This window comes from Verrucomicrobiota bacterium (assembly GCA_016871495.1).
In the GTDB taxonomy this organism is placed as follows: domain Bacteria; phylum Verrucomicrobiota; class Verrucomicrobiia; order Limisphaerales; family VHDF01; genus VHDF01.
In genome coordinates, this window is the sequence record VHDF01000034.1 from 1 (window position 1) to 26,292 (window position 26,292).

Genomic DNA, 26,292 nt, shown 5'->3' on the forward strand with positions numbered 1-26,292 from the left:
GGCACGTGGCAAAGACATGGGTAACAAAGTGAGCATAGACATGGGTAACAGTTTTCGTTTCATTTCCCGCCGTTTTTGGGGGCGTGACATGGAACATCTTTACTCAGGTGGCGCGACGGATGCGGTTTGTGAAGTTGGCCTTGAAGGCCCAACAGAGCATGTCGCGGTTGTGCCGGTCTTTCGGTATCAGTCGCAAGTGCGGCTACAAATGGAAGCAGCGCTTCGAGTAGGAGGGGGCGCGGGGACTGATGGATCGAACGCGCCGTCCGCATCGCTCGCCCAAGCAAACAAGCCCGGAGTGGTTGAAACGTCTTCGGCAGTTGCGACGACGTCATCGGAGCTGGGGTAGTCGCAAACTGCGGGCTCGATTGGCCAGGCAGTACCAAGGGCAAGGCGTTCCGGCGGCGCGGACGATTGGAGGATGGCTCAAGAAGCTGAAGCTCAGTCGCCGTGTTCGTCGGCGTTCCTGGAGCGGGCCCCCCATCCGGCGTGGGAAGTTGACGGTGGCCAAGCGGAACAACCCAGTATGGACCGTGGACTTCAAAGGGTGGTTTCGGACGCAAGATGGAAAGCGGGTGGAACCGCTGACGGTCCGCGATCTGCACAGCCGCTATGTGCTGAGCATCCGGTTGTTGCCCGACCAAAGGTGGGAGCCCGTGAGACGAATCTTCCAGCGTCTTTTTGGACGCTACGGCTATCCAGCGGTGATCCGCGTGGACAACGGGGGGCCGTTTGGATCGAACGGTCCCGCAGGGCTTTCGCGATTGAGCGTTTGGTGGACGGCAATGGGGATTTCGCTGGAGTTCATTGCGCCAGGCCACCCCGAACAGAATGGGGCCCACGAGCAAATGCACCGAGTGATGAAGGCGGAAACGACCCGCCCGCCATCGCACACTCGGCGCGCGCAGCAGCGCCGGATCGATCGCTGGTTGCGTGTCTACAATCAGATTCGCCCACACGAAGCACTGGCGCAAAGACCACCGGCCGATTTTTACCGTCCCGGCGTGCGACAACGAAGAACCGCCGTCGTGACCTATCCCCAGCAGTGGCTTGTTCGTCAGGTCAGGAGCAATGGGCAGATCAAGTGGCGCGGTCGAAAGCGCTTGATTGGGGAAGCCTTCGTTGGCTATCGCGTCGGGCTCAAGGCGGGCCGGAAGGACTGGGCAGTTTACTTTGGCAGTTTGCTGATTGGAGAATTGCGAGAGAGCGATGTGGGCGGCATGCGTCCAGCTCGGTATGCACGCCACCGGTGACGTCCACGCGTCCGGAACAAACTGAGATGGGAAACTCCCGATCGGCGCGGACGCCACGCCCTTCGGGCGGTTCCGCTGCGCGGTGAGTGCTGTCGCACTCACCGCTACGCTCCACCGCCCGAAGGGCGCTCTCCCGCAGGAAGGATGAAGCGAAGAAAGTGTTACCCATGTCTTTGCCCGCAGCCCCTCTCGGTCCTCTCCCCGCTCATGCTTCGCAGGGAGAGGAAGAATTCCTTGGGGACAGAGATCTCGGGGATCAGGACTTTCTCAGGTCCCTCTCTTCCCGTTCAGAAGGGCGTATTCCATCGAGTCCACCAAGGCTTGGAGCGAGGCCGAGATGATGTTCTCGCTGACGCCGACGGTGCCCCATTCGCGGCGTCCGTCGCTGCTGGTGATCAGGACTCGCGTTTTGGCAGCGGTTCCGGCGACACCATCGAGAATGCGCACTTTGTAGTCGATGAGATGAATGGCCTTGAGCTTGGGGAAGGACCGGGCCAGAGCGGATCGCAATGCGCCATCCAAGGCATTGACGGGTCCGTCGCCATCCGCAACGGTGTGATGTATGGTTTCCCGGACCCGTACTTTGACTGTGGCTTCGCAGATTGAGTCTTTGACGGAGCCGCGGGTGGAGACATGGTAGGCATCGACACTGAAGAGGAGTTCGGGATTTTTTTCCAGCACGCCGCGGATCAGGAGCGCGAGCGAGGCCTCGGCGGCTTCGTATTCAAAGCCCTGGCTCTCGAGCGCCTTGATGCGGCTGGTGATTTCACGGAGTTCGGGTTGATCCGCCTTGAGCGGGAAGCCGAGTTCCTGGGCTTTGACCAGGATGTTCGTGCGACCGGACATGTCACTGACCAGGACGCGGCGCGTGTTTCCCACCGATTCGGGTTCGATATGTTCGTAGCTGCGCGCCACGCGCTCGATGGCGTGGACATGAATGCCGCCTTTGTGGGCGAATGCAGTTTGGCCGACCCAGGGCCGGCGCGGGTCGTGCCGCAAGTTTGCGATCTCATCCACGAATTCGGAAAGTTCGCGCAGTTTCGGCAGGGATTTGGCCGGCACCCCCAGTTTCTTCAGTTTGTAATGAACGATGGGAATGACGCTGGTGAGGCTGCAATTGCCGGTTCGCTCGCCAAATCCGTTGATGGTGCCTTGGACCTGCGTGGCCCCAGCTTCGATACCGGCAATGGCATTGGCCACTCCGAGTCCGATGTCGTCGTGAGTATGGATACCCACACGCGTGTTGAGTTTGGACCGGGCGATCCGCGTGATGCGCTCGATCTCGGAGGGAAGGCAGCCTCCGTTCGAGTCGCACAAGCAGACGCAGTCGGCGCCGGCTTCCTCGGCCGCCTGCCACGTGGCCAGGGCGTAATCCGGAGAGTCTTTGAATCCGTCGAAGGAATGTTCCGCGTCATAGACCACGGTGCGTCCCTGGTCCTTGAGATACCGGATCGTGTCGCCGATCATGGCGAGGTTTTCGTCCGGCTTGACGCGCAGCACTTCGAGGACGTGCAGGAGCCAGGTCTTGCCGACGATGGTGATGACCGGGGCACGGGCGTCGAGGAGCATCCGGACTTGTTCGTCCTGCTCGACGCGCACGCCCTTGCGCCGGGTAAAGCCAAAGGCGGCGATGCGCGCTTGTTTCCACTTGCGCCGGCTGGCCTGAGCGAAGAATTCCAGGTCTTTGGGATTGGATCCCGGCCAGCCGCCTTCAATGGTATGAATTCCGAAACCATCGAGTCTTTCGGCAATGCGAAGCTTGTCCGCCAGGGAAAAATTGATGCCTTCGCCCTGGCTGCCGTCGCGGAGGGTGGTGTCGTAGATTTCGAGATCCGGTTTCATAAAAGCCCTAAAACGCGGGGCGCTTCGGGCAGGCGTTTCTAAGTCAAAGGAGGGTTGGACGCAACGGGCAATCGAGTTGGGTTCCCGGCTTGTCTTTCGGCAGCTTCGTGCAAAGCTCCCCCCCGTTCCGCGCCGAATGCAGTGGCCGCCCGCCGGTTTCGAGTGAGTGCTCAGCCGGGTGGATGGCACGAATGGGGCGCGTTCGTCATCATGTCATCCCTGGCAGAGAGGAATTTGGGCGCGCGGGGCGGTCGGTTGCTTCCGGCCCTCGTGCTGGCTTGTTGGGCGGTTGGGTTGATCCTTCCCGGATTGGCGCGGGCGGCCACCGGAGCTCACCGCGTTGCCGCGTACCAGCATTGGGAAGGCGCGCATTACTTGATCGCGGAAGACTTGAACTTGATTGCCGTGGTCATTCCTCAGATTGGGGGGAGGGTTCTTTTCTACGGTTTCTCCGGAGACAATATTCTTTTCGAGGATCCCACCGTGAGCGGGAAGACTCTTGCCACGCTGGAACGCGGGTCCTTCGGGGGATATCAACTGGATATTGGACCTGAACTGCGGGGCATCTCTGCGCATCCCCAGTTGTGGGCGGGGGTTTATCACGCGAGTTCCCCGAGTCCTTATCAAGTGCGGGTTTCGAGTCCGCCCGAAAGCGAGTTGGGGTTGCGGCTCGAGAAAGAATTCACGATGGATCCTGATTCCGGACGACTGGGCGTGACTCAAACGGTCAAAAACACGGGCTCCACTCCGGTTTCGTATTGTTTGTGGGATCGCACCCTTTGCGTCAACGGCGGCTATGCCATCATCCCTTTGAACCGCAAGAGCCGTTTTCCGGCCAAATGGTCGATCCGCACGGGCAAGCCGGGAAGCTGGCAATACGACGGAGTGACACCGGCCAGTTCGCGCGCGAAGGTATTGGACGGCATGCTGATTGTGGAGGCTCGAGGCGAGGCGACTAAGATTGGGGCGGATAGCGACGCGGGATGGATCGCTTACGTCAAAGGCAATTTGCTGTTTGTGAAGTCGTTTCCGTACGAACCGGGCGGGCGTTACACCGACGGCGGCAACTCGGTGGAGTTTTACTGGGACGAACGGGTGGCGGAACTCGAGCCGCTGAGTCCGGAAAAGCAGCTTGCGCCCGGGGAATCCTATGTCTTTCCCGAACAGTGGTCGTTGGTGCGATTGAACGAGCCGGTCACCAGCCATCGGGAGGCGCGCAAGGCCGCCAAGCGTGTCGAACCCTTTCGATTTTCAACCTCGCGGTAGACGGTGTTGTCCATGACTCCTGAAGAAGCCTTGACTTTGTTTCGAGAAAGCGGCGCTTTGCTCGACGGGCACTTTGTCCTGCGGAGCGGCCTGCACAGCCGGCAGTTCTTCCAATGTGCGCTCGCGCTCCAGAGGATGCCGGTGGTGGAACAATTCGGACGCGCGCTGGCGCAGTCCGCGTCTTCGGCCGGGGCGGTGACGGTGATCGCCCCGGCGATGGGAGGGCTTGTGATTGGACAAGAGGTGGCGCGTCAGTTGGGATTGAGGTTTATTTTTGTGGAGAAGGAGGAGGGGAAACTCGTGTTGCGCCGCAGTTTCAAGATCGCGCAGGGCGAACGTTGCCTCGTGGTGGAGGACGTGGTGACCCAAGGGGGGCGGGTGCGGGAGACGATGGACATTGTGCGGAATGCTGGCGGGTTGGTGGCAGGAGTGGCGATGTTGGTGGATCGTTCGAATGGCCGGGTGGATCTTGGGGTTCCTACTTTTTCTCTCATCCGGCTGGCGGTGGAAACATTTGATCCTGCCGCGCTCCCCCCTGATTTGGCGGCAATTCCGGCGGTGAAGCCCGGCAGCAAGTAGCGTTCAATTCATGGCCTATCGATCCTACGGGGAGTTTGTCGAGGCGCTCGACCGGGCGGGGGAACTCATCCGGATTTCCGAGCCTGCCGCCACGGAGTTGGAGATCACGGAGATCGCCGATCGAGAGATGAAGAAGCCGGGCGGCGGGCGTGCTTTGTTGTTCGAGAAGCCGACGGTTCAGGGAAAGGTGTCCGGTTTTCCACTTGCGATCAACACCATGGGATCCTGGAAGAGGATGGCCCTGGCGCTGGGGGCCGATTCGGTGGAGAGCGTGGCGGCGGAGTTAGGGGCGCTCGTCAAGGCCAAGCCGCCCACGGGTTGGCGCGATGTGGCCAGGCTGCTGGGGTTGGCGTTCGATCTTCGACATGCGCGTCCGAAACGGGTTGAGTCCGGTCCTTGCCAGGAAGTGGTGCATCGTTTCGAAACTCCGGCGCGCGCCGAGCGCTGGCCGCCCGCGCCTGGCGTGGATCGAGCAGGCGCGGCCGATGAGAAGTGTCCCAGCTTGCTTGATCTTCCGATTCTGAAGTGCTGGCCGCTGGACGGGGGCCGGTTTGTGACGCTGCCATGCGTGGTGACCCAGGATCCGGACACGGGGGAGCGGAACGTGGGGATGTATCGCATGCAGGTGTATGATTCCTGTTCCGCGGGCATGCACTGGCAGTTACAGAAGGTGGGCGCCCGCCATGGGCGCCGCTATTATGATTCTGGAACGAAGATGCCGGTGGCGGTTTTTCTCGGTGGCGATCCGGTTTATCCGTTCGCGGCGACAGCTCCGTTGCCGGACGGTCTGGACGAGTTTTTGCTGGCGGGTTATTTGAGGCGGCAATCGATCGAGCTGGTCCGATGCCTGACGTGCGACCTGGAAGTGCCTGCCAACGCCGACGTGGTCTTGGAGGGCTTCGTCGATCCCGCCGAGCCCTTGCGGGAGGAGGGACCGTTCGGCGACCACACGGGTTATTACACGCTGCCGTCGCCTTACCCGGTGTTCCATCTGACTGCGATCACGCATCGGCGGGACGCGGTGTATCCGGCCACCATTGTGGGAATCCCTCCCATGGAGGATTTTTACATCGGAGGCGCGAGCGTGAAGCTTTTCCTGCCGATCTTCCGCATGAATTTCCCGGAGATCGTGGATATCGCGCTGCCGGCGGAGGGGGTTTTTCACAACCTGGTTTTTGTTTCCATCCGGAAGACTTATCCCATGCAGTCCTACAAGATCATGCACGGCTTGTGGGGCATGGGGCAGATGATGTTCACGAAGTATTTGGTGGTGGTGGATGACGACGTCGATGTTCACGACACGCGGGAGGTGTTGTTTCGCCTGTGCGCGAACACCGACCCGCAGCGCGACACCTTGATGACGCGGGGGCCGGCGGACGTGCTTGATCATGCGACGCCCGTCGAGGGGGCGGGATCGAAGCTCGGCTTCGACGCCACACGCAAGCTTGCCGGTGAAGGACAGTCGCGCGTGTGGCCGCCCTTGATTCGGATGGACGATCGCGTGAAACGAGCGGTGGAATCCAAATGGTTGCAGTGGGCGGGACTGGCCCGTCGAACAACATGAGCAAAACAATGGTGACAATGTGGTCCGGAGGCATAGAGAAGGCGCGGGGCCTCTTCGACGAGCATGTGTTGCGCAAGGCGCGCTACCTCGTGGATCACGCCAAAGTTTCCAAGGTCGAGTTGATCGAGGATGGTAAGGGGGTGGCGGCGGACGTTCTCGGGGGAGCTCCCTACCGGAGTTCGCTTGTGCCGCTGCCGGATGGGGGGTGGAAAGCCGCCTGTAATTGCGCCCGCAAGGTGAATTGCAAGCACGCCGGAGCGGTATTCCTGACCGTCCTGGACGCGAAAGCCGCTGCCGCCAAGGCCACCTCGGCCGTTCCCGGGCGAAAGGAGACTCCGGCTGCGAAAGCAACCATTCCGCGCCGGCTCGCCCCGGATTCTCAGATCAAGTTTGGCACGTACGTCGCGGAGATTCTCGGCCGGCCTTTGACGGTGCAGGAGTCTTCCTTTTGCCAGCATGTGGACACCGTTTTCAGATTCCACAAATCCACGAATCACATTGATTCTTGGAGCCTTTCGCGATTGGGCATCAGGCTGGAGGCGGATCTCTACGGCTATTGCGAATTTGGTCCGCGGCCGGCGACCCACGTGGTGGAGTTTTGGCATTTCCTGGCCTACACGGCGCGCAACTACCGGCAGCCGGTTCCGGAGTTTTTGAAAGGGATCCCGATTCCGCCCGAGATTGAAGCGGAGACTTCGAGTTGGTACCGAAAGAAGCAGCTTCGAGTGTGGTTTCGGCGTTTGGATGCCGCGACTTCGGAACTGGTGGAGGACAGTGAAGATGGAAGTGCGCAGACCGTTCAAACGCACGAATTCCGATTGATCCTGGCTCGCGATGCCGCCTGCCTCGAACACCGCGTGGCCGGGCAGGAGAAGTTCGTCCGGTGCAAACTCGATTTCCTGCGCGGTCTCGATGAAGCGCTGTTGGATGGGGCACTGGCGGTGGAGGAATGGAGCCGTCCACTCGTGGACGCCTACCTGGCGAGTTACAAGTTGGAGCCGCGGGTGAAGCTGACGTATCAGGATGCCGAGACTCATGGATTCCTGTGCCGTTTATTCCGGATCAAGCCTCCGCCGGAGTTCATTGTGGGAGATTCGGGTGAGCCGGTTCAATTCATCGAGGAGCCGTTGCGCTGGGAAGTGACTGCTCCCGCCGAGGGGGGCGGGGATTATCAACTTCGATTGCTCGACCCGGAGGGAGCGCCTCCGCCGCCCGCGCTGGCGGTGGTGGGCAAGACGCGTTGTTTTTATGTTTCGTCCGATGCGGTGCGCCCTTCGCCCCCGGTCCCCGCCGGACTGCTCGCGGCGGATGGACCCAATGCCATTCCCTCGGAAATCATTGAGACACCGAGCGGGGTGCGTTTTTTGACGACGTTGCGTTGCGTCATGCCGGAGCGTTTGGAATCCCGCGTTCAGCGGGTTGTGCCCAAGGTTTCCATCGGTTGCCGGCTGGTCACCCCCAACGTCTATTCGTCCGCGGAGTATTGCGAATTCGACGTCGCGGCCTCCGCGGCCAGCCCTTTGATTGAATTTCATGGACATTGGGATGGGCGGCAGTGGCAATTGAAAGAGAGCCAGAAGGCGAGTCATTCCCATCTGCTCATGAGCGTGGTCGATCAAAGCCTGATGGATCGAGTGCCCAAGCTGATGGAAATGCTTGGCGTCAAGTTCCCGTCCTACTACGGGGAGAAGCCGAAGTGCCGGGTGACGAAGAATTTTCCGGGTCTGTTCGCGGCCTGGGTGAAGTCGATGCCGCCGGAAATCCTTCTCAAACTCGACAAGCCGCTGAAGACCATCGTGGAGGGCGATGTTTCGGCCACCGTGAAGCTGCAGGTGGAGGAGGACGGCGTCGATTGGTTCAATCTGCGTGTGACGGTGGATACGAAAGCCACGGATTTGACTTCCGAGGAAATCAAGGCGCTGTTGGATGCCAGGGGATCGTTTGTGCGTTTGAAAGGGAAGGGGTGGCGGCGGCTTGCTTATGACCTGACCCCCGAGGAGGACGAGAAGCTCGCCAAGCTGGGATTGAGTCCGCACGAGCTCTCTTCCGAGCCTCAGCGTCTGCATGCGTTGCAACTGGCCAATGAGGCGGCGAAAAAGTTTCTGCCCGCCGCGCAAATTGAAAAGATCGAGCGTCGGGCCTCTGAGATACGAACCCGGATCACCCCCCATCAACCGGCTGCTGTGAAGGCTGAATTGAGGCCTTACCAGACCGATGGATACCATTTTCTGGCCTATCTTGCCTCGAACCGCTTTGGCGGAATCTTGGCTGATGACATGGGCCTGGGGAAAACACTCCAGGCGCTGACCTGGCTGGCCTGGTTGCGCAAGGAGTTGCACGAGTCCGGACCCGTCCTGGTGGTCTGCCCCAAGTCCGTGACTGACAACTGGCGTTCGGAGGCTGCCAAGTTTACCCCGGAATTGAGAGTCCGGTTGTGGACCGCCGCAGATGTGGGTCAGTTGGCCGAGCAGGCAGGCTCCGCCGACCTTCATATCCTCAACTATGTGCAGTTGCGCATGACGGCGGAACTTGTCGCCGGCATCGCCTGGTCGGTGGTCATCCTGGATGAGGGGCAGAACATCAAGAATCCGGATTCGAAGACCGCGCAAGCGTCGCGGGCGTTAAAGGCGGTGCATCGGCTCGTCCTTTCTGGAACCCCCATCGAAAATCGGCTGCTGGATTTGTGGAGCTTGATGGCGTTTGCCATGCCCGGGGCGCTGGGGAACCGGTCTCAATTCATGCGGACGTATGACGCCAAGGGAGATCCACTGGCGCGGCAACGCCTCACCGCGCGGGTGCGCCCCTTCCTGCTTCGCCGCACGAAGGGCCAAGTGGCGCGGGACTTGCCGGACCGCATCGAAGAGGATCTCTTCTGCGAATTGGAGGGCGAGCAAAAGCGGCTGTATCAAGCCGAACTGAAACTGGCGCAACAGCGATTGTTGGGGGTGAAATCCGACGAGCAACTCGCCAAAGAACGATTTCATTTTCTCACTTCGCTTCTGCGGCTGCGTCAAATCTGCTGTCATGTCGGTCTCATCAAGGAAGGCGCGGTGGATGAGAGCGCCAAACTCAACGCGCTGCTCGACATGCTGGAACCGCTCATGGAGGAAGGGCACAAGGTGCTCGTGTTTTCCCAGTTCGTCGGAATGCTGAATCTCCTGGAGACGGCTTTTGAGGAAAAGGCCTACCGCACTTTCAAACTGACGGGGAGCACGGAGGATCGCGGCGATCTGGTCCGGGATTTCCAGGCCGCGGAGGGTTCGGCCATTTTTCTGATTTCGCTCAAAGCGGGCGGCTTTGGATTGAATCTGACCGCGGCGAGTTACGTGGTATTGTTCGATCCCTGGTGGAATCCCGCCGTGGAGAACCAGGCCATCGACCGCACGCACCGGATCGGCCAGAGTTCCAAGGTTATTGCTTACCGGCTGCTCATCAAGAACAGCATCGAAGAAAAAATCCGGCAATTGCAGAAGCAGAAGTCGAGTCTCGCCTCCGATCTGCTGGGTGAGGAAAAGTTCGCCCAAAGTTTGACCATGGAAGATCTGCAATTTCTCCTGGCCTGAAGCCGCAGGCCGGAGTGGCGGGCGGCCTTAACCGCAGTTTTCGACGGAATCGCGAATCGCCTTCCTAAACTGGGGGATGCCTTCGTCGAAGGCCGCGGCGATCGGAAGCACGGGCGTTTTGGGAATACGGCGCTTGAACTTGCGCAGGTTCGATTCCGCAACCTCTTCATCCATCTTGTTGGCGACCACCAAGCGCGGGCGCTGCAGCAAGGCGGGATCATAAAGTTCGAGCTCCGCCAGCAATTCCCGATAATCCTGCCAAGGTTCGCGTCCATCGGTTCCGGCCATGTCGAGCAGAATGACCAGGACTTTGCACCGTTGGATGTGGCGAAGGAACGCGTGGCCGAGTCCGACGTTCTTGTGCGCTCCGGCAATCAAACCGGGCACATCGCACACCGTGAGCCGGCAGTAATCCTCGTATTCGACGATGCCGATCTGGGGGTGGAGCGTGGTGAACGGATACGGCGCGATCTTGGGGCGGGCGCGCGAGATCGCGGTCAGGAGGGTGGATTTGCCGGCGTTGGGAAAGCCCACGAGTCCAACCTCGGCCATGATGCGCAGTTCGAGCTGAAAGTCGCCTTCGTCGCCCGGCTCTCCGGGTTGGGCGAAGCGGGGAGTTTGCCGGCGAGCGGTCGCGAAATTGCGGTTGCCCAACCCTCCCCGGCCACCCCGGCAGAGCACAAACTGCTGGCCATGTTCTGTCAAATCCGCCACCCATTGCTTTTCCCCGGATCCTCCGTCTGGAATGATGGGATCTGGCTCCTGTTCGAGATCGATTTCCTGGGCGCGCTCGCGCCCTGAGTAACGCATGACAGGCCGCCTGCCGGTCGCGCTCAGCAGAGTGGGGCGGGTGGGTTCGGCCTCAGTTTCAGGTTCAGGTCCCGGTTTGCTGGGAATCTCCTCGTCTTGGGGGGAGGCGACCCGAGGCAGTTTCCAGACGACGGTTCCGCATGGAACTTTGACGAGGAGGACCTTTCCCGCGTGGCCGTCCATGCCTTTGCCCATGCCTGCTTCACCATTTTGGGCGATGAGGCGGGGCTTGTAGTATTGTTCGATGAGGTTGTTGAGGTCGTGATCCGCTTGCAAGATGACGTCGCCGCCGCGTCCGCCATTGCCGCCGCTGGGGCCGCCTTTGGGCACGAAGGCTTCTCGGTGGAAGGCGACGCAGCCCTTGCCGCCGTGGCCGGCCCGCGCGTAGATCTTGATCTCGTCGATGAACACGAAGGAAACGGGTTGGGTGAAGAAAAAAGGCGAGGTTGAGGAACCTCGCCTTGCGCCCCGGGTGCCCGTGGGCAAATCTTAGTTGTTGGCGGTGGAGGGAATCACACTGACGCGTTTGCTGTTCTTTTCGAATTTCACGTGGCCGTCGGTCTTCGCGAACAGAGTCCAGTCCCGACCGGTGCCGACATTCTGGCCGGCGGTGAATTTCGTCCCGCGCTGGCGCACGAGAATGCTGCCTGCGGTGACGAATTGACCGCCGTATTCCTTGACGCCAAGCCTTTTGCTGACGCTGTCGCGTCCGTTCTTAACGCTGCCGCCGCCTTTCTTGTGTGCCATAAGTTGAAGTGAGGGAAAAGGGTGGTGCGACGGTTTAGCCCGTGATTTCTTTGATGAGGACGACGGAAAGTTCCTGCCGGTGTCCGATCGTCTTGTGGTAACCCTTGCGGCGCTTCATCTTGAATGTGAGCTTCTTGTCGCCGCGTTTGTGTTCCACCACATCCGCGACGATGGAGGCTTGCGCCACGGTGGGGGATCCCACGGAGATGTTGCCGTCTTTATTGACCAGCAAGACGCGGTCAAAGGTGAAGGGTTGTCCCGCCTCGGCTTCGATCCGCTCGATTTCGAGGAGGTCGCCTGCCGAGACACGATATTGTTTACCGCCGGTTTCGAATACTGCGTACATAGTCACCCTGATTTTGGGAACGCAGATGCAAGCAAACGAGCCCGGGCGTGTCAACCTCTTGTTTTTCTCTTTCCGCCCTCGTCGCCTCCCGGTAAAACGCCTCTGGCGTTGCATCGGTAGCTCAATTGGATAGAGCTTCTGACTTCGGATCAGAGGGTTGCAGGTTCGAGTCCTGCCCGATGCACCAGTTTTGAATCAACGACTTACGCTGATTCTGCGAAGGCGGTCGAAAGGCCGCCTTCGCCATCGCCTCCGCTCCGCGGCCGGGCGGGTTTGGTGGTGAAGACGGTCGAGGAGGAAAATAGACGCAGACGCAGGAGAACTTGATTGAAGACGCGACGGGCGATGCATCAGCTTAAGGGGCGATGGCGAATTCGCGGCCGGACATTCGAACGATTTTTCCGCAACAACTGACAGCGACCCTGTCGGAATGGGGGCATCCAACCTACCGGGCGGATCAAATCACCCAGTGGGTCCATCGCGCTCGCGCGGCGAGTTGGGATGAGATGACGAACGTTCCTGGGGAACTGCGCGAGCGATTGGCCGAAACGTTCTCCCTGCATCCCCTTGAGTTGGTGGCGGTCCAGGGTTCCGGGGATACCACCCGCAAATTTCTTTGGCGTTTGCGGGACGGGTCGCTCATCGAGAGCGTGTTGATTCCGGCGAATCCGGCCCTTTACGGCGAGTCGAGCGACCGGCATACCCTTTGCGTCTCGACCCAAGTCGGCTGCGCGTACGGATGCCGGTTTTGCGCCAGCGGCCTGGAGGGGTGGAAACGGAATCTGGAGCCTGAGGAGATTGTGGGTCAGGTTTATGCTGTTGAGCGCTGGCATCAAGACCAGCGGCGAAAGGAGGGTGGGCTCATCGAGAAGGCGAAGGAACGGCTGGTGAGCAATCTCGTGATCATGGGCATGGGCGAGCCGCTGGCCAACTACGAGCGACTGATGCAGGCTTTGCGGATTCTCAATGCCTCGTGGGGAGGTGGATTGGGGGCGCGGAAGATCACGGTTTCCACGAGCGGTCTGGCGCCGCAAATCCGGCAGTTGGCGAACGAGCCTGAGCAATTCCAACTGGCCATTTCGCTGCACGGGGCGACGGATCCGGTCCGGAACCGCATCATGCCTGTCAACCGGAAATACCCGCTGGGGGTGCTGATGGAGGCTTGCGCTTATTTTCGCGAAGCGAAGTCTCGCCTGATTACTTTTGAATACATCTTGCTGGCCGGCATCAACGACACTCCGGGCGATGCCAAGGCGCTCGGCGAACTGGCCTTCAAGCTGAAGGCCAAGGTCAATCTCATTCCTTACAACCGAGTCGAAGGACTGCCGTGGGAACGGCCCGAGGAGCCTGAACAAGAGGCTTTCCTGAGTCGGCTCAGAGAAGGTGGCGTTACGGCCACGCTCCGGCGGGAGAAGGGGCACGATATCGACGCCGCGTGCGGGCAGTTGCGATTGCGCGTCGAGAAGGCTCAGGCCGAGAGCGGAGAGGAAAAGAACGAGGCTCAGAACTCCTGACCTGGCGTGGAATCAGGTTGAGCCCGCTTGGCGGTAGATGAGGCGGAGGTGGGAAGAATGGTTTCCGTTTGCGAACCATGACTTGGAGCGTATCGGGAGCATTCTTTTCGGAGGTGCCAGTTTCGCCCGCCCTCCTCACAAGGATGCGCAAGCCTTGGCCGTCGCGGGCTTCTGATCCGAAGGTCAGGTCGTGTCCGCACGGCTGGCGCTCTACCAATCGCCATTCATGCAGTCGGCGAAGATCGCGCGTTGGATGCGTTCCTCGGCCATTGCGCGGTAGTCGAGATCGGCTGCCGAGTTCAGAGGGTCCGATCTGTGAACTTCTCCGCGCGCCGGGAGCGAAGTTCTCCAACAGGCGGAATCCCTCCAATCCACGGTCTCGATGCCGCGCGTGTGGGTGAGCTGAGGGAAGAAATCCTCCATGGTTCTCTTGGCTCGGATGGAATCTTCCAACACTTGGGCGAGGGTTTCGCGAAGGGCAGGGCGGGCTGCTCGGCGAAATCGAGACAAATCTCCTGCGCTTGTTGGTTTGCCGTCGCACCAGGCCCGCCACATGGGAGCCTTGGTGCACAGTTCCTCGATTTCTTCTGACGGATAGATGCCCCGCGCGTAGGCCATCGTGAGGATGGAGAGAAGTGAACGGAACCTTATTCGGGTTGAACAGAACTCAGGGGCGCCCACGACGGAACTCCGGGCGTGAAAGAGTCCCGCCCTCGTTACGAGAGCCCACGCATCGGCCTGAAGGAGGTGAAGCATGGCATCCGAATGGGTTCCGCGAGCGTAGTCCAAAGGGGTGTTGATGTTTTTCACGATAGGCCTTTCTTTGCCGGGAACTGGGTTCCCGATGATTCGACTCGTCTTAGTTTTCCCAGGTTCGGGTGACGATCCGGTGACGAAGTCGAGACTTCTGGGAAAAAGAGTTGATTGGGTGTATCTCTTGTGATGGGAGCAGCTTGGGTGAGCGAACCGGGTTCTTCGGGATTCTGAACGAAGTGGTCGCAACCCTGGAACTCGGCCCGACCGACTGTGGGGCGCGGCGTTTAGCCCGGATCATTCATCCTGAGCTTGAATCCGCGACCGTGTGCCGCGTGAGGGCACGCGGCCTACCATCGCGCCTGCCTCTGTGTTTGGAGGCCCGGTGTCATCGCCGGGCGTCCCGTGCATGAAATAGGCAGGCAAGGCCGTTTCGGGAGGTGTCTTCGAAAGGGCGTTGATGGTTCGAGAGGCTAGTGGAGTGCAGATGCAATGGGATTTCCCCTGGAAGTTCGTGCAGTTGGAGCGAGTCGACGCGGTTCGGATTGCGGGCACCGAACCCGCATTTTTCACACTCGAAGGGGTCGAAGGCCCATGATTACTTCCGTTCAACCTCAGTGCGCGCCTCGACACGATCCGGGCCATTGGGGTACGGTCGCGGCGTGTTGAACGACGTTGGTGCCGTGATCCATCCCAAGTTGCTTCAGGATTTCCTTTCGGTTGTGGGTCCGTCGGGGGTGGTGGCTTTGCCCCGGGAGTTGCTGGTCTACGAGTGCGATGCCTTCACGCTGGAGAGGAATCTTCCGGGGGCGGTGATTTTGCCCGGAACCGTGGAGGAGACGGCCCGAGTGGTTCGGCTCTGTCGCGACGCGGGCGTTCCCATCGTTCCGCGCGGGGCCGGCACCAGTTTGAGTGGCAGCGTGCTCGCGGGTTCCAACGCGGTGATGATCGGCGTGAGCCGCTTGAATCGGATTCTTGACCTGGATCCGCGCAATCGCCGGGCCTTGGTTGAGGCGGGCTGCGTCAATGCCTGGGTGACGCAGGCAGCCCAGCCCTTCGGCCTCTATTACGCCCCCGACCCTTCCAGCCAATCGGCCTGCACCATCGGCGGCAATGTGGGCACGAATTCGGGCGGACCCCACACCCTGAAGCAGGGCGTCACCACCAACCATGTTCTGGGGTTGGAGATGGTGCTTCCCGACGGCGATGTGGTCTGGCTGGGAACGCGTCCGGGCGAAGGCGAGCGCGACGATGGCATGGATTTACGCGGGGCCGCCATCGGTGCCGAGGGCATGTTCGGGGTGGTCACCAGGGTCTTGCTGAAGTTGGTCCGCTCGCCCCAGGCCTACCGGACGATGCTCGGAGTTTTCGAGTCCGTCAGCGATGCCAGCCAGACCGTGAGCGACATCATCGCGGACGGTTTGGTGCCCGGCGCCCTGGAGATGATGGATCAAATGATCACTCAGGCGGTGGAATCCGCCTATCATTTCGGGTTTCCCCTGGATGCTGGAGCACTGTTGATCATTGAACTTGATGGCATCGAAGCCGGGCTCGACCGGCAGGTGGAGAGAGTCACCACTCTCTGCCGGAAGAATCGCGCGCGTGAAGTTCGCCACGCCAAGACCTCCGAGGAGCGCGCCGCCTTGTGGAAGTGCCGCAAGCGTGCTTTTGGTGCGATTGGAAGGTTGAGTCCGAACTTTTTGACGCAGGACGGGGTCGTGCCCCGGTCGAAACTGCCCGAAATGATGAACTTTATTCGGGAGGTGTCGGAGCGGTCCGGCCTGCGCATTCCGAACGTCTTCCACGCGGGAGACGGCAATCTGCATCCGTTGATCCTTTATGATGAACGGGATCCCGACCAGGTGCGGAGAGCGGTTCAGGCCGGCAACGAGATTCTTGAGCGCTGCGTGGAACTGGGCGGCAGCGTGACTGGCGAGCATGGGATCGGCGTGGAGAAAATGGAATTCATGTCGCGGCAGTTCAGTCCGGACGACCTCGATGCCATGCGCACTTTGCGCCGTGTGTTCGATCCGGGTCTGCGGAGCAATCCGGGGAAAATGTTTCCCTCCGGCGCCCGTTGCGGCGATGTTGCCGTGAAGAAGCAAGCCGCCGCATGAGTGCCCCAGCCGTTCTCATTTTGACTGATCAAGGTAGGGCGCGCACTCCGCTGCGCGCCGAAACCGGGTGTTTCCAAAGGCGGCGCGCACGGAGTGACGCGCCCTACCCACCACAATGAGAACGGCTGTGAGTGCTCCCAGCCTTGAATCGTTGCGGCGGCAATGCGTGGAAAGCTGCACCCGCAAGGTGCCGCCGGAGAAACTCGACGTCAGCGGCCTGCAATCGGTGCGCGAGTACCATCCCGAGGACATGACGGTCACCGTCGAGTCGGGGCTCGCGTGGTCGGCCTTGGGCGACGTGCTTGGAGCACATGGACAGTGGATTCCGGTGGATCCGGTTCATCCGGAGCGTGTCACTGTGGAGGACGTGGTTTCCAGAAACCTGTCGGGCCCACGTCGCTGTGGGTATGGCACGATTCGCGAGCATTTGATCGGGATGGAGGCGTTGCTGGCGGATGGCCGATTGATTCATGCGGGAGGGCGTGTGGTGAAGAACGTGGCGGGATTTGATTTGCACCGGCTTTGGGTGGGGAGCGGACGGTCTTTGGGAATTCTCATTGCGGCGACCTTTCGTCTGCGGCCCCGGCCGGAGAAAACGGTTTATTTGACCCACGAGTTCGCAAATGTTTCCAAGATGATTGAAGCGGTCGAGCGGTGGAGATCAATGCCCCTGGAACCCGTGGTCTTGGACGCCTACGGCGGGAGTCTGATGGGCCTGCAGGAACCACGCTGCCAGGTTGTGGTGGCTTTCGAGGGCGACGGACCCGCCGTGGATTGGCAATCCGCGCAGTTGCCTGAATTGAAGATGATTTCACCCGAAGGTCTCGATTACGAATCGGTCTTTCGTCATCAAGGCGTGCCGGGTGGCGGAGAGGGTTCTTGCCAACGCGGATCGGTCCCTCCAGCGGATTTGCTCCGGTTGCTGGAGCGGGCGGGCCGCTCCGCTTGGCTGGCGCGGGTCGCGGACGGGGTGGTTTATGCGAGGAGTCCGGAGCCGGCCTTCTTGGAACTTGGCCGGCCCGCGCCCGATCCCGTTGCGGAGCGACTGCGGAACGAAGTGCGCGAGGCGTTCGATCCCTTGGGACTGTGGAAGCATCAAGACGCATGAGTGCCATTCCTGCGAGATTTCTGGACGAACGGAAGTCCATGGCTTGCGTTCATTGCGGATTGTGCCTGGGCTCTTGTCCGACCTATCTGGAGACTGGCAACGAAAACGATTCGCCCCGCGGGCGGATTCATTTGATGCGGGCGGTGCAGGATGGACGGATGGAACTGGCGGACGAGCCGATTCGCCATCTCGACACGTGTCTGGGTTGCCGCGCGTGTGAGACGGCCTGCCCCAGTGGCGTGGCTTACGGCGAATTGCTGGAACATACCCGGCATTTTATCGAGGGCCGCCACACCCGGAGCTGGCCTGAAAGGTGGCTCCGCGATGTGTTGATCGAGCGGGTGTTCCCGTATCCAGAGCGCATGGACCTGGCCCTGCGCCCGGCCCAATGGTTGCGCGCGGCGGGCATGGAAAAATGGCTGCCGGAACGGGCGCGAACGATGGTCGAATTGCTGCCGAAACAGAGTTCATGGCGGACCCTGCCTGCTTTCTCCCCGGCGGAAGGAGAAGTGAAGGGAACGCTGGGAATGCTTTCGGGCTGTGTCATGCAGGTCCTCTTTGGCGACACCCATCAACACACCATTCGGTTGCTCAATCGATCGGGTTGGAATGTGGTGGTGCCGCCGGCTCAGTCCTGTTGCGGAGCGCTCCATTCGCACGCCGGCAAGCTGGAGCTGGCAAGGGACAGTGCGCGGCGAAACATCGAGGTCTTCGAGCAAGCCAGGGTGGACGCGGTCGTCGTGAACGCCGCGGGCTGCGGGTCCGCGATGAAAGGATATGCTTCTTTATTCGAGGAGCGGGATGAGTGGTGCGAACGCGCCCGGCGGTTCGCCTCCAAGGTTCGGGATCTTTCGGAGGTTTTGGACTTCACACGTTTCGTGGCGGGGCCGTGGCGGAGGGGTAAAGTGACTTTTCACGATGCATGTCACCTGGCCCATGCCCAGGGCATTACCCGGCAGCCGAGGCAGTGGGTTCGCAAAGTGGCGGGAGAACATTACGTCGAGCTTCCGGAGGCGGAAGTGTGTTGTGGCAGCGCGGGAAGTTACAATTTGACCGAGCTTGAAATGGCCGCCCGATTGCAGCGGCGGAAAGTGGAGAAGATTGGCGCGACAGGCGCTCTCACCGTGGTGACTTCGAATCCCGGCTGCCAGATGCAAATTGAAGCGGGATTGAGAAACATGGGTTACCCTCAGGTTCGGGTCATGCATCTCGCGGATTTTCTGGCGGAAGCAGTCCTGGCGGCTGATTTGTGAAACGAATCCGAACGGCGTTTGCGTTCAGGGTTGTCCTCACCCCGAGGGCCGGGTTGAGTTGGATCATGCTTTGTTGGATGGGGTTGATGGCCGCGCGGGGCGACGTGGTCATCAGCGAGATCATGTATCATCCGGCGAGCCATGATGATCGGGAAGAATTCATCGAGTTGCACAATCGGGGTGAAGCGGAGGTCTCGCTGAAAGGCTGGCGATTGGGAGCGGGTGTTGAATTTGTCTTTTCGGAAACTCGTATTTCAGCAGGGGGCAGGCTGGTGGTGGCCGCCGATCCCGTGGTATTTCGGGAGCATTATCCCGCTTCACCCTCTCCGGTTGGACCGTGGAAAGGACGCCTTTCCAACACGCGCGAGACGATTGAGTTACGCAGTCGGGACGGGGATGTGCATTGCCGGGTGACCTACGCGGATGAAGGGGACTGGGCCACACGAGTGCTGGGAGCGGTGGATCATGGCTATCGAGGATGGGAATGGCGGACGGATGCGGACGGGGGCGGGGGAACGATCGAGTTGATCAACTCGGGGGCGGATGTGGGCGTGGTCAGCAACTGGGCCGTCAGCAAGGTGAAGGGCGGCACGCCGGGCTCCGTGAACTCGGTGCAGGAGAGCAGGACGGCCCCTTTGATTTCGGAGGTGGAGCATTTGCCCATCGTGCCCCGTTCGCAGGACCGGGTTGTGATCAGGGCTCGCTGTAACGAAGGGCCCGCTGGGGTGTCCCTGACGTTGCATTTTCGAATGGATGGCGAGGCTGCCTTTGGATCGGTGGCGATGGCCGACGACGGGTTGCAGCGCGATTTGAGGGCGGGCGATGGGGTATGGGGCGCCGAGTTGGAGCCCTTTCCGCATGGGACGGTGGTCGAGTTTTTCGTGGAGGCAAGGGATGAGGGCGGCCGGTCGCGAACATGGCCGGCTCCAGCACTCGTCGATGGAGCGTGGTCGCAATCGGCCAACGCCCTGTTCCAGGTGGAAGACCGTTCGCCTCATCGTGAACTTCCTGAATACCGGATCATCCTGACGGCATCGGACTCCGCCTGGTTGCGTCGGATCAACGCTCCTTTTTCGGGGTCCAGTCCTTTTCCCGATCCGAATCCGTCCGCCAGTCACGCTCAATTTAATGCGACTTGGATCAGCATTGACGGCGATGGAATCGCTTGCCGATACGGCGTGTCGGTGCGGAACCGGGGGAACGGTAGCCAGGCCCGGCAGCCTCAGAGTTTTCGCATCAATTTCCGGTCGGACGAATGGTGGAATGGAGTTGAAGCGCTGAACTTGAACGGGCAGAACCCGCATTTGCAGGTTTTGGCGGCGGATCTTTATCACCATGCCGGCATGGTCGCGCAGCACGTGCTTCCGGTATCGCTCCGGTGGAACGGAGCCGCGGTGGCGATTTCCGCGGCCCCCTCCCACGGTTTCCATGCGGCGAGCGAGGTGATCGACGAGAATTTTGCGGGTCGGCATTTTCCGGGAGACGGCGCCGGGAATGTCTATCGCGGCATTCGGGTCGATCGGGAGGGCGGAGCGAACCTGCGTTATCAGGGGGAGGACCCTGATCCCTACCGCACCAATTATTTCAAGCAAACCCGGGTCAGCGAAGATCAATGGGGCGACTTGATCGAGTTGACCCGGGTCTTGCACGGGAGTTCCGACGCGGAATACGCCGAGGCCGTGCGGCGGGTGCTGAACGTGGATGCTTTGATCGATTATTTCGCTGTGGAAACGCTGCTGGACAACAAAGAAACCAATCTGGCCAACGCCAACAACGGGGCGGGAGCCGGGGACGATTATTTTTTGTACCGCGGAGTGGTGGACCGGCGATTCAGGGTCATTCCTTACGATCTGGATACCATCCTGGGTGGCGGGGACACTCCGGGTGTCATCGGAGACGATTTGTTCCGGATGGCAGCCAATCCGGTGATGGCCCGCTTCATGCGGCATCCGGAGTTTTGCGCCCGGTACTATCAGGCACTGGACCGGCTCATGAACACCACCTTTTCACCGTCTCACCTGACGAACGCGGTGGAACGAATGATCGGCGGGTTGGTGCCGGGATCCGTGGTGGAGTCCATTTTGGCATTCAACGCGGCGCGGACAACCTTCGTGCGATCCCGCCTGCCTCGGGAAATCGAGATCCAACACAAGCTGCCCATGAAGCAGGGATACGTTCATACGAGCGAGACCACGGTGGCTCTGGCGGGAACGGCGCCCGCGGGGTTCACCGTGCAAGTGCGAGTCAACGGCGAATCCGCATTGTGGAATCCGCTCGGGGCGCGTTGGGAGATCGCCCGGGTGCCCATGGCTCCCGGATTGAACTCCGTCCTCGTGCTTGCTCTGGACAAAGAGGCAAGGGAAGTCTCTCGCCGTGTTTTGGAAGTGTGGGCCGAGTATGGATCGGGCTCGGAGGTGTCGGGACTCCTCGGGGGGCGGACGGTTTGGAAGGCGTCACAAGGCCCATTCCGGGTTGCCGGGAACGTGCGTGTTCCCGCGGGGGCGGAACTGGTGATCGAACCTGGGGTTTCGGTTTACCTCGATCCGGGAGTCCGTATCGACGTGGAGGGGCGGTTGGGGATCGAAGGCAGGCCGGAGGCACGAGTGCGATTGTCGCGACCGCCCGGATCTTTGGGTTTTTGGGGCGGCATTTTCTTCTCCGATGCGGCCCAATCCAATCGAATCGTCCATGCGGATCTGGAATTTGGCGGTGCCTTGGGCCAATTCATCCGGGCGGATCGATCTGAATTGGAGATGGTGGACGTACGCTTTGCTCATGCGAACGCCAAGTATCTTGAGCTCCAGCATTCTTCCTTTCGCGTGGCCGATTGCCACTTTCCCGGATTGAGCCTGGCCGAGTTGATTCATGGAGAGGGGATCAAGGAAGGGGGTCGCGCGGTGATTGAAGGAAACCACTTCGGCGGAACCAGTGGATTGAATGACATCATCGACTTTTCGGGCGGGAAGCGCCCCGGCCCCATCCTGGAGGTGCTCAACAACGTCTTTACCGGGGCCAGTGACGACATTCTTGACTTGGACGGCGCCGACGCTTGGGTGGAGGGCAATGTGTTCGCCCACGCTCATCAATCGGTTTCCGTGGTGGATACTTCCAGCGCCGTGTCGGGCGGGTGGCATCTGGGGAACGCGTCGGAAATCCTCATCCTCCGCAATTACTTTCTCGATTGCGACCACATGGCGATGGCGAAGGAGGGTAATTTTTACACCCTGTTGCACAACACGGCCTTGAGGATGACCAAGTCGGGTATGCAGTTCGACGAACCGGGGAGGCGGGCGACCGAGGGAGTCTTTCCCGGTCGCGGCGCTTGGGTGGAAGGCAACATCGTCTGGCAAACGCCCGTGAATTTCGAGGATGTCTATGTCGATCATCCTCAATTCGGAACCACCGTTCTCACGGTGCGAAACAACCTCTTGTCGGGAACGAATCTTCCCGTGGCAGCGGTGAACACGCTTCGAGAAGATCCGCTTTTTATCGAAGCCAACCTGGATTCGGTGACGACGAACACCTTGCGTTCGGCATTGCGGTTGAGAGCGGATTCGCCTGCTCTGGGCATGGCAGCCGGCGGGCTGAATTTGGGCGCGGATGTTCCGCGCGGGCCGATACTGACCGGCGGTCCGTCGGGCACCACTTGGCGATCGAGAGCGGCGTTCCGGGTGGTGGGGCCGGGTTTTATCCATTACCGCTATCGATTGGATCAAGGTGCTTGGAGCGAGCCCCAATCCATGCAAGCCCTGCTGGTCTTGGAGGGTCTTTCCCCGGGGCCGCATCAGATCCGGATCCTGGCCCGTGATTGGGCCGGACGCTGGATGCGGGAGGAAGAGGCGGTTGTGTCCGAAGCGTGGCGGGTGGACCCCGGAGCGGGACGCTTGCGGATTCACGAGGTTGGGGCGGCGGGCAGTCCGAAGTCGCCCGAGTTCGTGGAGCTTTTCAATGACGGCCCTTTGCCGGTGCTTCTTGATGAATACAGTCTTTCCGACGACGAGATGAGTCCTGGAAAGATGCGTTTTCCCGCGGGATTGATGCTGAAGCCCGAGGAAATCGTCTCGTTCAATAAGCGCAGCCTGTCGGGCGCGGGAGCCGGTGCTTGGACCCTGTCGCTCGATCGCCGGGGGGACAGCCTACGGTTGTTCCGCTGGACGAATGGCGTGGCGGTCGAATGGGATGCGGTCGAATTCGGTGCGCAATTGGAGGAGTATTCCGCGGGTCGAGATGAACGAGGGACTTGGGGCTTGCACGATCGCACACCCGGGAAGCCCAATCAGGTTGCGCGGGTCGGATCGGTCCGGGAACTTCGGTTGAATGAATGGAAGGCGGGAACAGCATTGGAAGCCGGCTTCGTCGAGTTGTTCAATCCCTCGCGGTTGCCGGTGGATCTCGGAGGTTGCTGGTTTTCGGATGCCCCGGCCGGGAGGCCCGACCGGACGCGCATCCGGGATTTGACCTTTCTGGAGGCGCGGGGGCGCCTGACTTTTAGCTCGGATCCCGCGATGGGTGGTTCGCGTCAAGACCTCGGCTTCGATCTCTCTCATTCCGGAGGCCAGATTGCGCTCTTCGATCCACGGCTCGAGAAGGTGGATGGAATCACCTTTGGCGCGCAGCGTGCTGGCATTTCCGAGGGACGAAGCCCGGATGGGGCGGAATCCATGGCGTATTTCAATCAACCTACGCCTGGAAGTGGCAATCCTATGATAAGAATCAATCGATCCGTTGTGGGTCTGTTCACCGGGCTGGTCGCCCTCACGAACCTTTGGAGTTATGAAACTCGGGGGCTCGAAGCCGAGGCCGGTTGGCGGAACCCTGAATTCAACGACAGCACTTGGCCCGTCCAAGCGGGTGTATTGTATGCCAACCCTTCCTCGATCCTGCCCGCGGGAGCAAGCCTCATTCCCGCGACAGGAACCACGGCCTATTTCCGGTCCCGGTTTTCGGCGCCTTCCCCTGTGGTGGAATTCCCATTGCAGGCGGAAGTCTTGGTCGATGATGGATTGGTCGCTTATCTGAATGGGGTCGAGATTCTGCGGCACGGCATGCCTTCCGGTCCGATTTCCTCATCCACTCCGGCGGCTCGCCGCGTGGCCACAGCGTCGTTGGAGGGTCCTTTTGAATTGCCGAAACGGATTCTGCGGGCAGGCGAAAACACGCTGGCGGTGGAAGTTCACCAAGCCGCCACAGGCTCATCCGACTTGGTTTTCGGTCTGGCTTTAAAAGCCCGGCAAGTCGCCAATCCTCCTACGGCTGCAGCCACCCAAGTCATTCTCAATGAAGTTTACCCCGCCCCTGGCGTTTCGGTCGGATGGATCGAGCTCCACAATCCCTCCACGGGAACCCTGGATCTATCCGGACTCTCGCTCAGCGACGACACGGCGCGCCCGAGGCGATATGTCATTCCCGCCGGACAGCGCATCTTGCCCGGGGGGTACTGGACCGTTCAATGCGATGGCAGTGCACTCCCGAGCGAAGTCAATACCGGCTTCGGCCTCAAGGCGAGTGGTGGGGTGGTGCTGGTCTTCGATCGACCGGAAGAGGGAAGCGCCTTGCTTGATTCCGTTCGCTATGGTTTGCAAACGACCGGGTTCTCCCTTTCCAGGCTGCCCAACGCGGCGGGCGAATGGAAACTGGGCCTGCTCACATCCGGTGCTGCCAATGTCGCCACTCCGTTGGGAGACCCCAAGAGACTGAAGATCAACGAATGGATGGCGAGTCCGACGTCTGGAGATGACTGGCTGGAGCTTTACAATCCAAATTCCCTTCCGGTTGACCTGGGCGGCATGGCCTTGAGCGACGACTCCGCCCGTCCCCGGCTCTCCGTTCTTCCCGCACTTTCGTTCATCGGAACCGGCACGAACGCATTCGTGCGGTTCGAGGCCGATGACGCGGTCCAACGCGGGGGGGATCACTTGGCCTTCAGACTTTCGGCGTCCGGCGAAACGTTGGTGCTGTCTGACGCTTCGGGAGCCGTGGTGGATCAGCTGAGTTTTGGATCGCAGAGGTCGGGCATCTCCCAAGGAAGGCTGCCTGATGGCTCCGCGACCATCATTTCTTTTCCGGGTTCGGGCACGCCGGGCACGAGCAATTTTCAACTGCCGCCCCTGGTGATCAACGAGGTTTTGGCCCACACCGACCCACCCCTGGAGGACGCGGTGGAAATCTACAACCCCACATCCTTGCCTCAAGACATCGGGGGTTGGTTCCTGAGCGATTCAGATCAGGATCTCAAGAAGTTCAAGATTTCAGCCGGGACGGTGGTGCCCGCTCAAGGCTACGTGGTTTTTTATGGGTTTCAATTGGACGGTGGAGCGGGGTCATCCTCGGCCTTTACGTTGAATTCCGCGCATGGCGACGAAATCTATCTCAGCGCCGCGGATGCAGCCGGAAATCTCACTGGGTTTCGCGTGTCGGGGTCGTTCGGAGCCTCGGCCAACGGGGTTTCCTTCGCGCGTTATCCCACGAGCGCAGGATTCGAATTCGTCCCTTCCAGCAGACTCAGTTTCGGATCCGACGACCCGGCCACCTTGCAGCAATTCCGCCAGGGCCGGGGGGCGGCGAACGCGCCCCCTCTCTTGGGGCCTATCGGGATTAGTGAAATCCACTATCACCCGCCTGCCCGGGCCGGCGTGGATAATGTCACCGACGAGTTCGTGGAGCTCTGGAATCGTTCCTCCGCTCCGGCTTCCTTGTTCGATCCCTTGAACCCGGACAACCGCTGGAAAGTGAACGGAGGGGTGGGGTTCACGTTCCCCGCCAATGTCACGCTGGCTCCAGACGAAACCGTGTTGCTGGTCAATTTCGACCCGGCGACCAGCGCGAGCGTTGAGTCCGCCTTCCGGAGCCAGCATCAGATTCCGGCCACCGTCCGACTGTTTGGTCCGCTGGTTGGGAAGTTGGGAAACTCCGGCGACGAAATCGGACTTTACAAGCCGGATCCGCCTCAGTTGCCGCCTCATCCGGATGCGGGCTTTGTGCCTTACGTCCTCGTGGAGCGCCTTGTCTACTTGCCCGGTGCGCCCTGGCCTCTTGGCGCCAATGGAACCGGACAATCCATTCATCGCGTTTCGTTTTCGGAACTGGCGAATGAGCCTTTGAATTGGAGAGCCGCCACGCCCTCGCCCGGGAAGGCCGGGACCGGCGGTGGAGCCGGCACAGATTCCGACGGGGATGGACTTCCGAACGCGTGGGAATCGGCGTTTGGACTGGACCCGCTCGATCCGTCCGATGCTCTTTCGGACCGGGATGGCGACGGGTTGACGGCCCTCCAAGAGTTTCGCGTAGGGACGGATCCACGCAATGGTTCCAGTGTGTTCCGGCTGGAGTCGATCGTGATTGAGCAAGGCCAGTTGGTCTTGCGCGTGCGGACCGGCGCGGTGCGCGCGGTGGTCTTGGAAAGCGCCGGGAATGTCGCCGGACCATGGAACCTCGTGGGGACGTTCTCGCGAGATGGAACCGATGAGGTTGGGTCTCTTTCAGCCGGTGCTGTTGCGGGACGGGAAAAGTACTTTCGAATTCTGGCTCGCCCTGAGTGAGAGGCGAGGGACGGTGGAGATCAACTGCCTTTTCCAGCA

At 60.7% G+C, this 26,292-nt stretch carries 16 protein-coding genes and 1 tRNA gene; 12 read left to right on the plus strand and 5 right to left on the minus strand.

Annotated features, from left to right (window positions below; translation table 11 throughout):
• The first annotated feature begins 83 nt into the window (after positions 1-83).
• Positions 84-230 (plus strand): helix-turn-helix domain-containing protein, encoded by a 147-nt coding sequence (locus tag FJ404_09480; GenBank protein MBM3823101.1) that lies wholly within the window; start codon positions 84-86, stop codon positions 228-230.
• 18 nt (positions 231-248) lie between these two features.
• Positions 249-1,253 carry a transposase family protein gene (locus FJ404_09485; GenBank protein MBM3823102.1) on the plus strand — a complete coding sequence of 335 codons (1,005 nt, stop codon included), beginning with the start codon at positions 249-251 and terminating at the stop codon, positions 1,251-1,253.
• A 267-nt stretch (positions 1,254-1,520) separates the two neighbouring features.
• On the opposite strand, the gene FJ404_09490 is transcribed toward FJ404_09485, so the two are convergent.
• Positions 1,521-3,095, minus strand: a complete 1,575-nt coding sequence (locus tag FJ404_09490) for a citramalate synthase (GenBank protein MBM3823103.1) — start codon at positions 3,093-3,095, stop codon at positions 1,521-1,523.
• A 210-nt stretch (positions 3,096-3,305) separates the two neighbouring features.
• Here FJ404_09490 and FJ404_09495 point away from each other — a divergent pair, with 210 nt between their 5' ends.
• Genes FJ404_09495 through FJ404_09510 form a run of 4 tightly spaced genes read left to right on the plus strand, consistent with a single transcriptional unit; the run spans position 3,306 to position 10,067 of the window.
• Positions 3,306-4,361, plus strand: coding sequence for a DUF4380 domain-containing protein (locus FJ404_09495; protein MBM3823104.1), 1,056 nt, complete (start codon positions 3,306-3,308; stop codon positions 4,359-4,361).
• Positions 4,362-4,373: 12 nt separating this feature from the next.
• Positions 4,374-4,940, plus strand: a complete 567-nt coding sequence (locus FJ404_09500; GenBank protein ID MBM3823105.1) for an orotate phosphoribosyltransferase — start codon at positions 4,374-4,376, stop codon at positions 4,938-4,940.
• A 10-nt stretch (positions 4,941-4,950) separates the two neighbouring features.
• Positions 4,951-6,504: a UbiD family decarboxylase gene (locus tag FJ404_09505; protein ID MBM3823106.1), complete on the plus strand. Its 1,554-nt coding sequence runs from the start codon at positions 4,951-4,953 to the stop codon at positions 6,502-6,504.
• A complete protein-coding gene (locus FJ404_09510; GenBank protein MBM3823107.1) occupies positions 6,501-10,067 on the plus strand; it encodes a DEAD/DEAH box helicase in 3,567 nt (1,188 codons plus the stop codon). The genes FJ404_09505 and FJ404_09510 overlap by 4 nt, the downstream gene beginning before the upstream one ends.
• A 27-nt stretch (positions 10,068-10,094) precedes the next feature.
• On the opposite strand, the gene obgE is transcribed toward FJ404_09510, so the two are convergent.
• The 3 genes from obgE to rplU all read right to left on the minus strand — a co-directional run bounded on the left by obgE (position 10,095) and on the right by rplU (position 12,084).
• Positions 10,095-11,288, minus strand: coding sequence for a GTPase ObgE (obgE, locus tag FJ404_09515; GenBank protein MBM3823108.1), 1,194 nt, complete (start codon positions 11,286-11,288; stop codon positions 10,095-10,097).
• 78 nt (positions 11,289-11,366) lie between these two features.
• Positions 11,367-11,624, minus strand: a complete 258-nt coding sequence (locus FJ404_09520; GenBank protein ID MBM3823109.1) for a 50S ribosomal protein L27 — start codon at positions 11,622-11,624, stop codon at positions 11,367-11,369.
• A gap of 34 nt (positions 11,625-11,658) precedes the next feature.
• Positions 11,659-12,084, minus strand: a complete 426-nt coding sequence (rplU, locus tag FJ404_09525) for a 50S ribosomal protein L21 (protein ID MBM3823110.1) — start codon at positions 12,082-12,084, stop codon at positions 11,659-11,661.
• Between rplU and FJ404_09530 the strand changes: the two genes are divergently transcribed.
• Positions 12,081-12,157, plus strand: a tRNA-Arg gene (locus FJ404_09530). The two genes, rplU and FJ404_09530, sit on opposite strands and share 4 nt — an antisense overlap.
• A gap of 178 nt (positions 12,158-12,335) precedes the next feature.
• Complete coding sequence (rlmN, locus tag FJ404_09535; protein MBM3823111.1) at positions 12,336-13,484, plus strand: 23S rRNA (adenine(2503)-C(2))-methyltransferase RlmN; 1,149 nt, start codon at positions 12,336-12,338, stop codon at positions 13,482-13,484.
• A gap of 210 nt (positions 13,485-13,694) precedes the next feature.
• Here the strand turns inward: rlmN and FJ404_09540 are convergent, their stop codons facing one another.
• Positions 13,695-14,294 (minus strand): hypothetical protein, encoded by a 600-nt coding sequence (locus tag FJ404_09540; GenBank protein ID MBM3823112.1) that lies wholly within the window; start codon positions 14,292-14,294, stop codon positions 13,695-13,697.
• A 626-nt stretch (positions 14,295-14,920) separates the two neighbouring features.
• On the opposite strand from FJ404_09540, the gene FJ404_09545 reads away from it, so the two are divergent.
• From FJ404_09545 to FJ404_09560, 4 genes are all read left to right on the plus strand, one after another.
• A complete protein-coding gene (locus FJ404_09545) occupies positions 14,921-16,354 on the plus strand; it encodes an FAD-binding protein (protein MBM3823113.1) in 1,434 nt (477 codons plus the stop codon).
• A gap of 115 nt (positions 16,355-16,469) precedes the next feature.
• The gene (locus tag FJ404_09550) at positions 16,470-17,462 is read left to right on the plus strand and encodes an FAD-binding oxidoreductase (GenBank protein MBM3823114.1); all 993 of its coding nucleotides are present in this window, start codon (positions 16,470-16,472) and stop codon (positions 17,460-17,462) included.
• Positions 17,459-18,715: a (Fe-S)-binding protein gene (locus FJ404_09555; protein MBM3823115.1), complete on the plus strand. Its 1,257-nt coding sequence runs from the start codon at positions 17,459-17,461 to the stop codon at positions 18,713-18,715. The genes FJ404_09550 and FJ404_09555 overlap by 4 nt, the downstream gene beginning before the upstream one ends.
• A 65-nt stretch (positions 18,716-18,780) precedes the next feature.
• The gene (locus FJ404_09560; GenBank protein MBM3823116.1) at positions 18,781-26,253 is read left to right on the plus strand and encodes a hypothetical protein; all 7,473 of its coding nucleotides are present in this window, start codon (positions 18,781-18,783) and stop codon (positions 26,251-26,253) included.
• The last annotated feature ends 39 nt before the right edge of the window (positions 26,254-26,292 follow it).

Coding starts and splice junctions, on each gene's coding strand:
- FJ404_09485 (MBM3823102.1), top strand. CDS start 249: ATGGATCGAACGCGCCGTCCGCATCGCTCGCCCAAGCAAACAAGCCCG.
- FJ404_09520 (MBM3823109.1), bottom strand. CDS start 11,624: ATGGCACACAAGAAAGGCGGCGGCAGCGTTAAGAACGGACGCGACAGC.
- FJ404_09505 (MBM3823106.1), top strand. CDS start 4,951: ATGGCCTATCGATCCTACGGGGAGTTTGTCGAGGCGCTCGACCGGGCG.
- FJ404_09555 (MBM3823115.1), top strand. CDS start 17,459: ATGAGTGCCATTCCTGCGAGATTTCTGGACGAACGGAAGTCCATGGCT.
- FJ404_09500 (MBM3823105.1), top strand. CDS start 4,374: ATGACTCCTGAAGAAGCCTTGACTTTGTTTCGAGAAAGCGGCGCTTTG.
- FJ404_09560 (MBM3823116.1), top strand. CDS start 18,781: ATGCTTTGTTGGATGGGGTTGATGGCCGCGCGGGGCGACGTGGTCATC.
- rplU (MBM3823110.1), bottom strand. CDS start 12,084: ATGCAACGCCAGAGGCGTTTTACCGGGAGGCGACGAGGGCGGAAAGAG.
- FJ404_09495 (MBM3823104.1), top strand. CDS start 3,306: ATGTCATCCCTGGCAGAGAGGAATTTGGGCGCGCGGGGCGGTCGGTTG.
- rlmN (MBM3823111.1), top strand. CDS start 12,336: ATGGCGAATTCGCGGCCGGACATTCGAACGATTTTTCCGCAACAACTG.
- FJ404_09510 (MBM3823107.1), top strand. CDS start 6,501: ATGAGCAAAACAATGGTGACAATGTGGTCCGGAGGCATAGAGAAGGCG.
- FJ404_09490 (MBM3823103.1), bottom strand. CDS start 3,095: ATGAAACCGGATCTCGAAATCTACGACACCACCCTCCGCGACGGCAGC.
- FJ404_09550 (MBM3823114.1), top strand. CDS start 16,470: ATGAGAACGGCTGTGAGTGCTCCCAGCCTTGAATCGTTGCGGCGGCAA.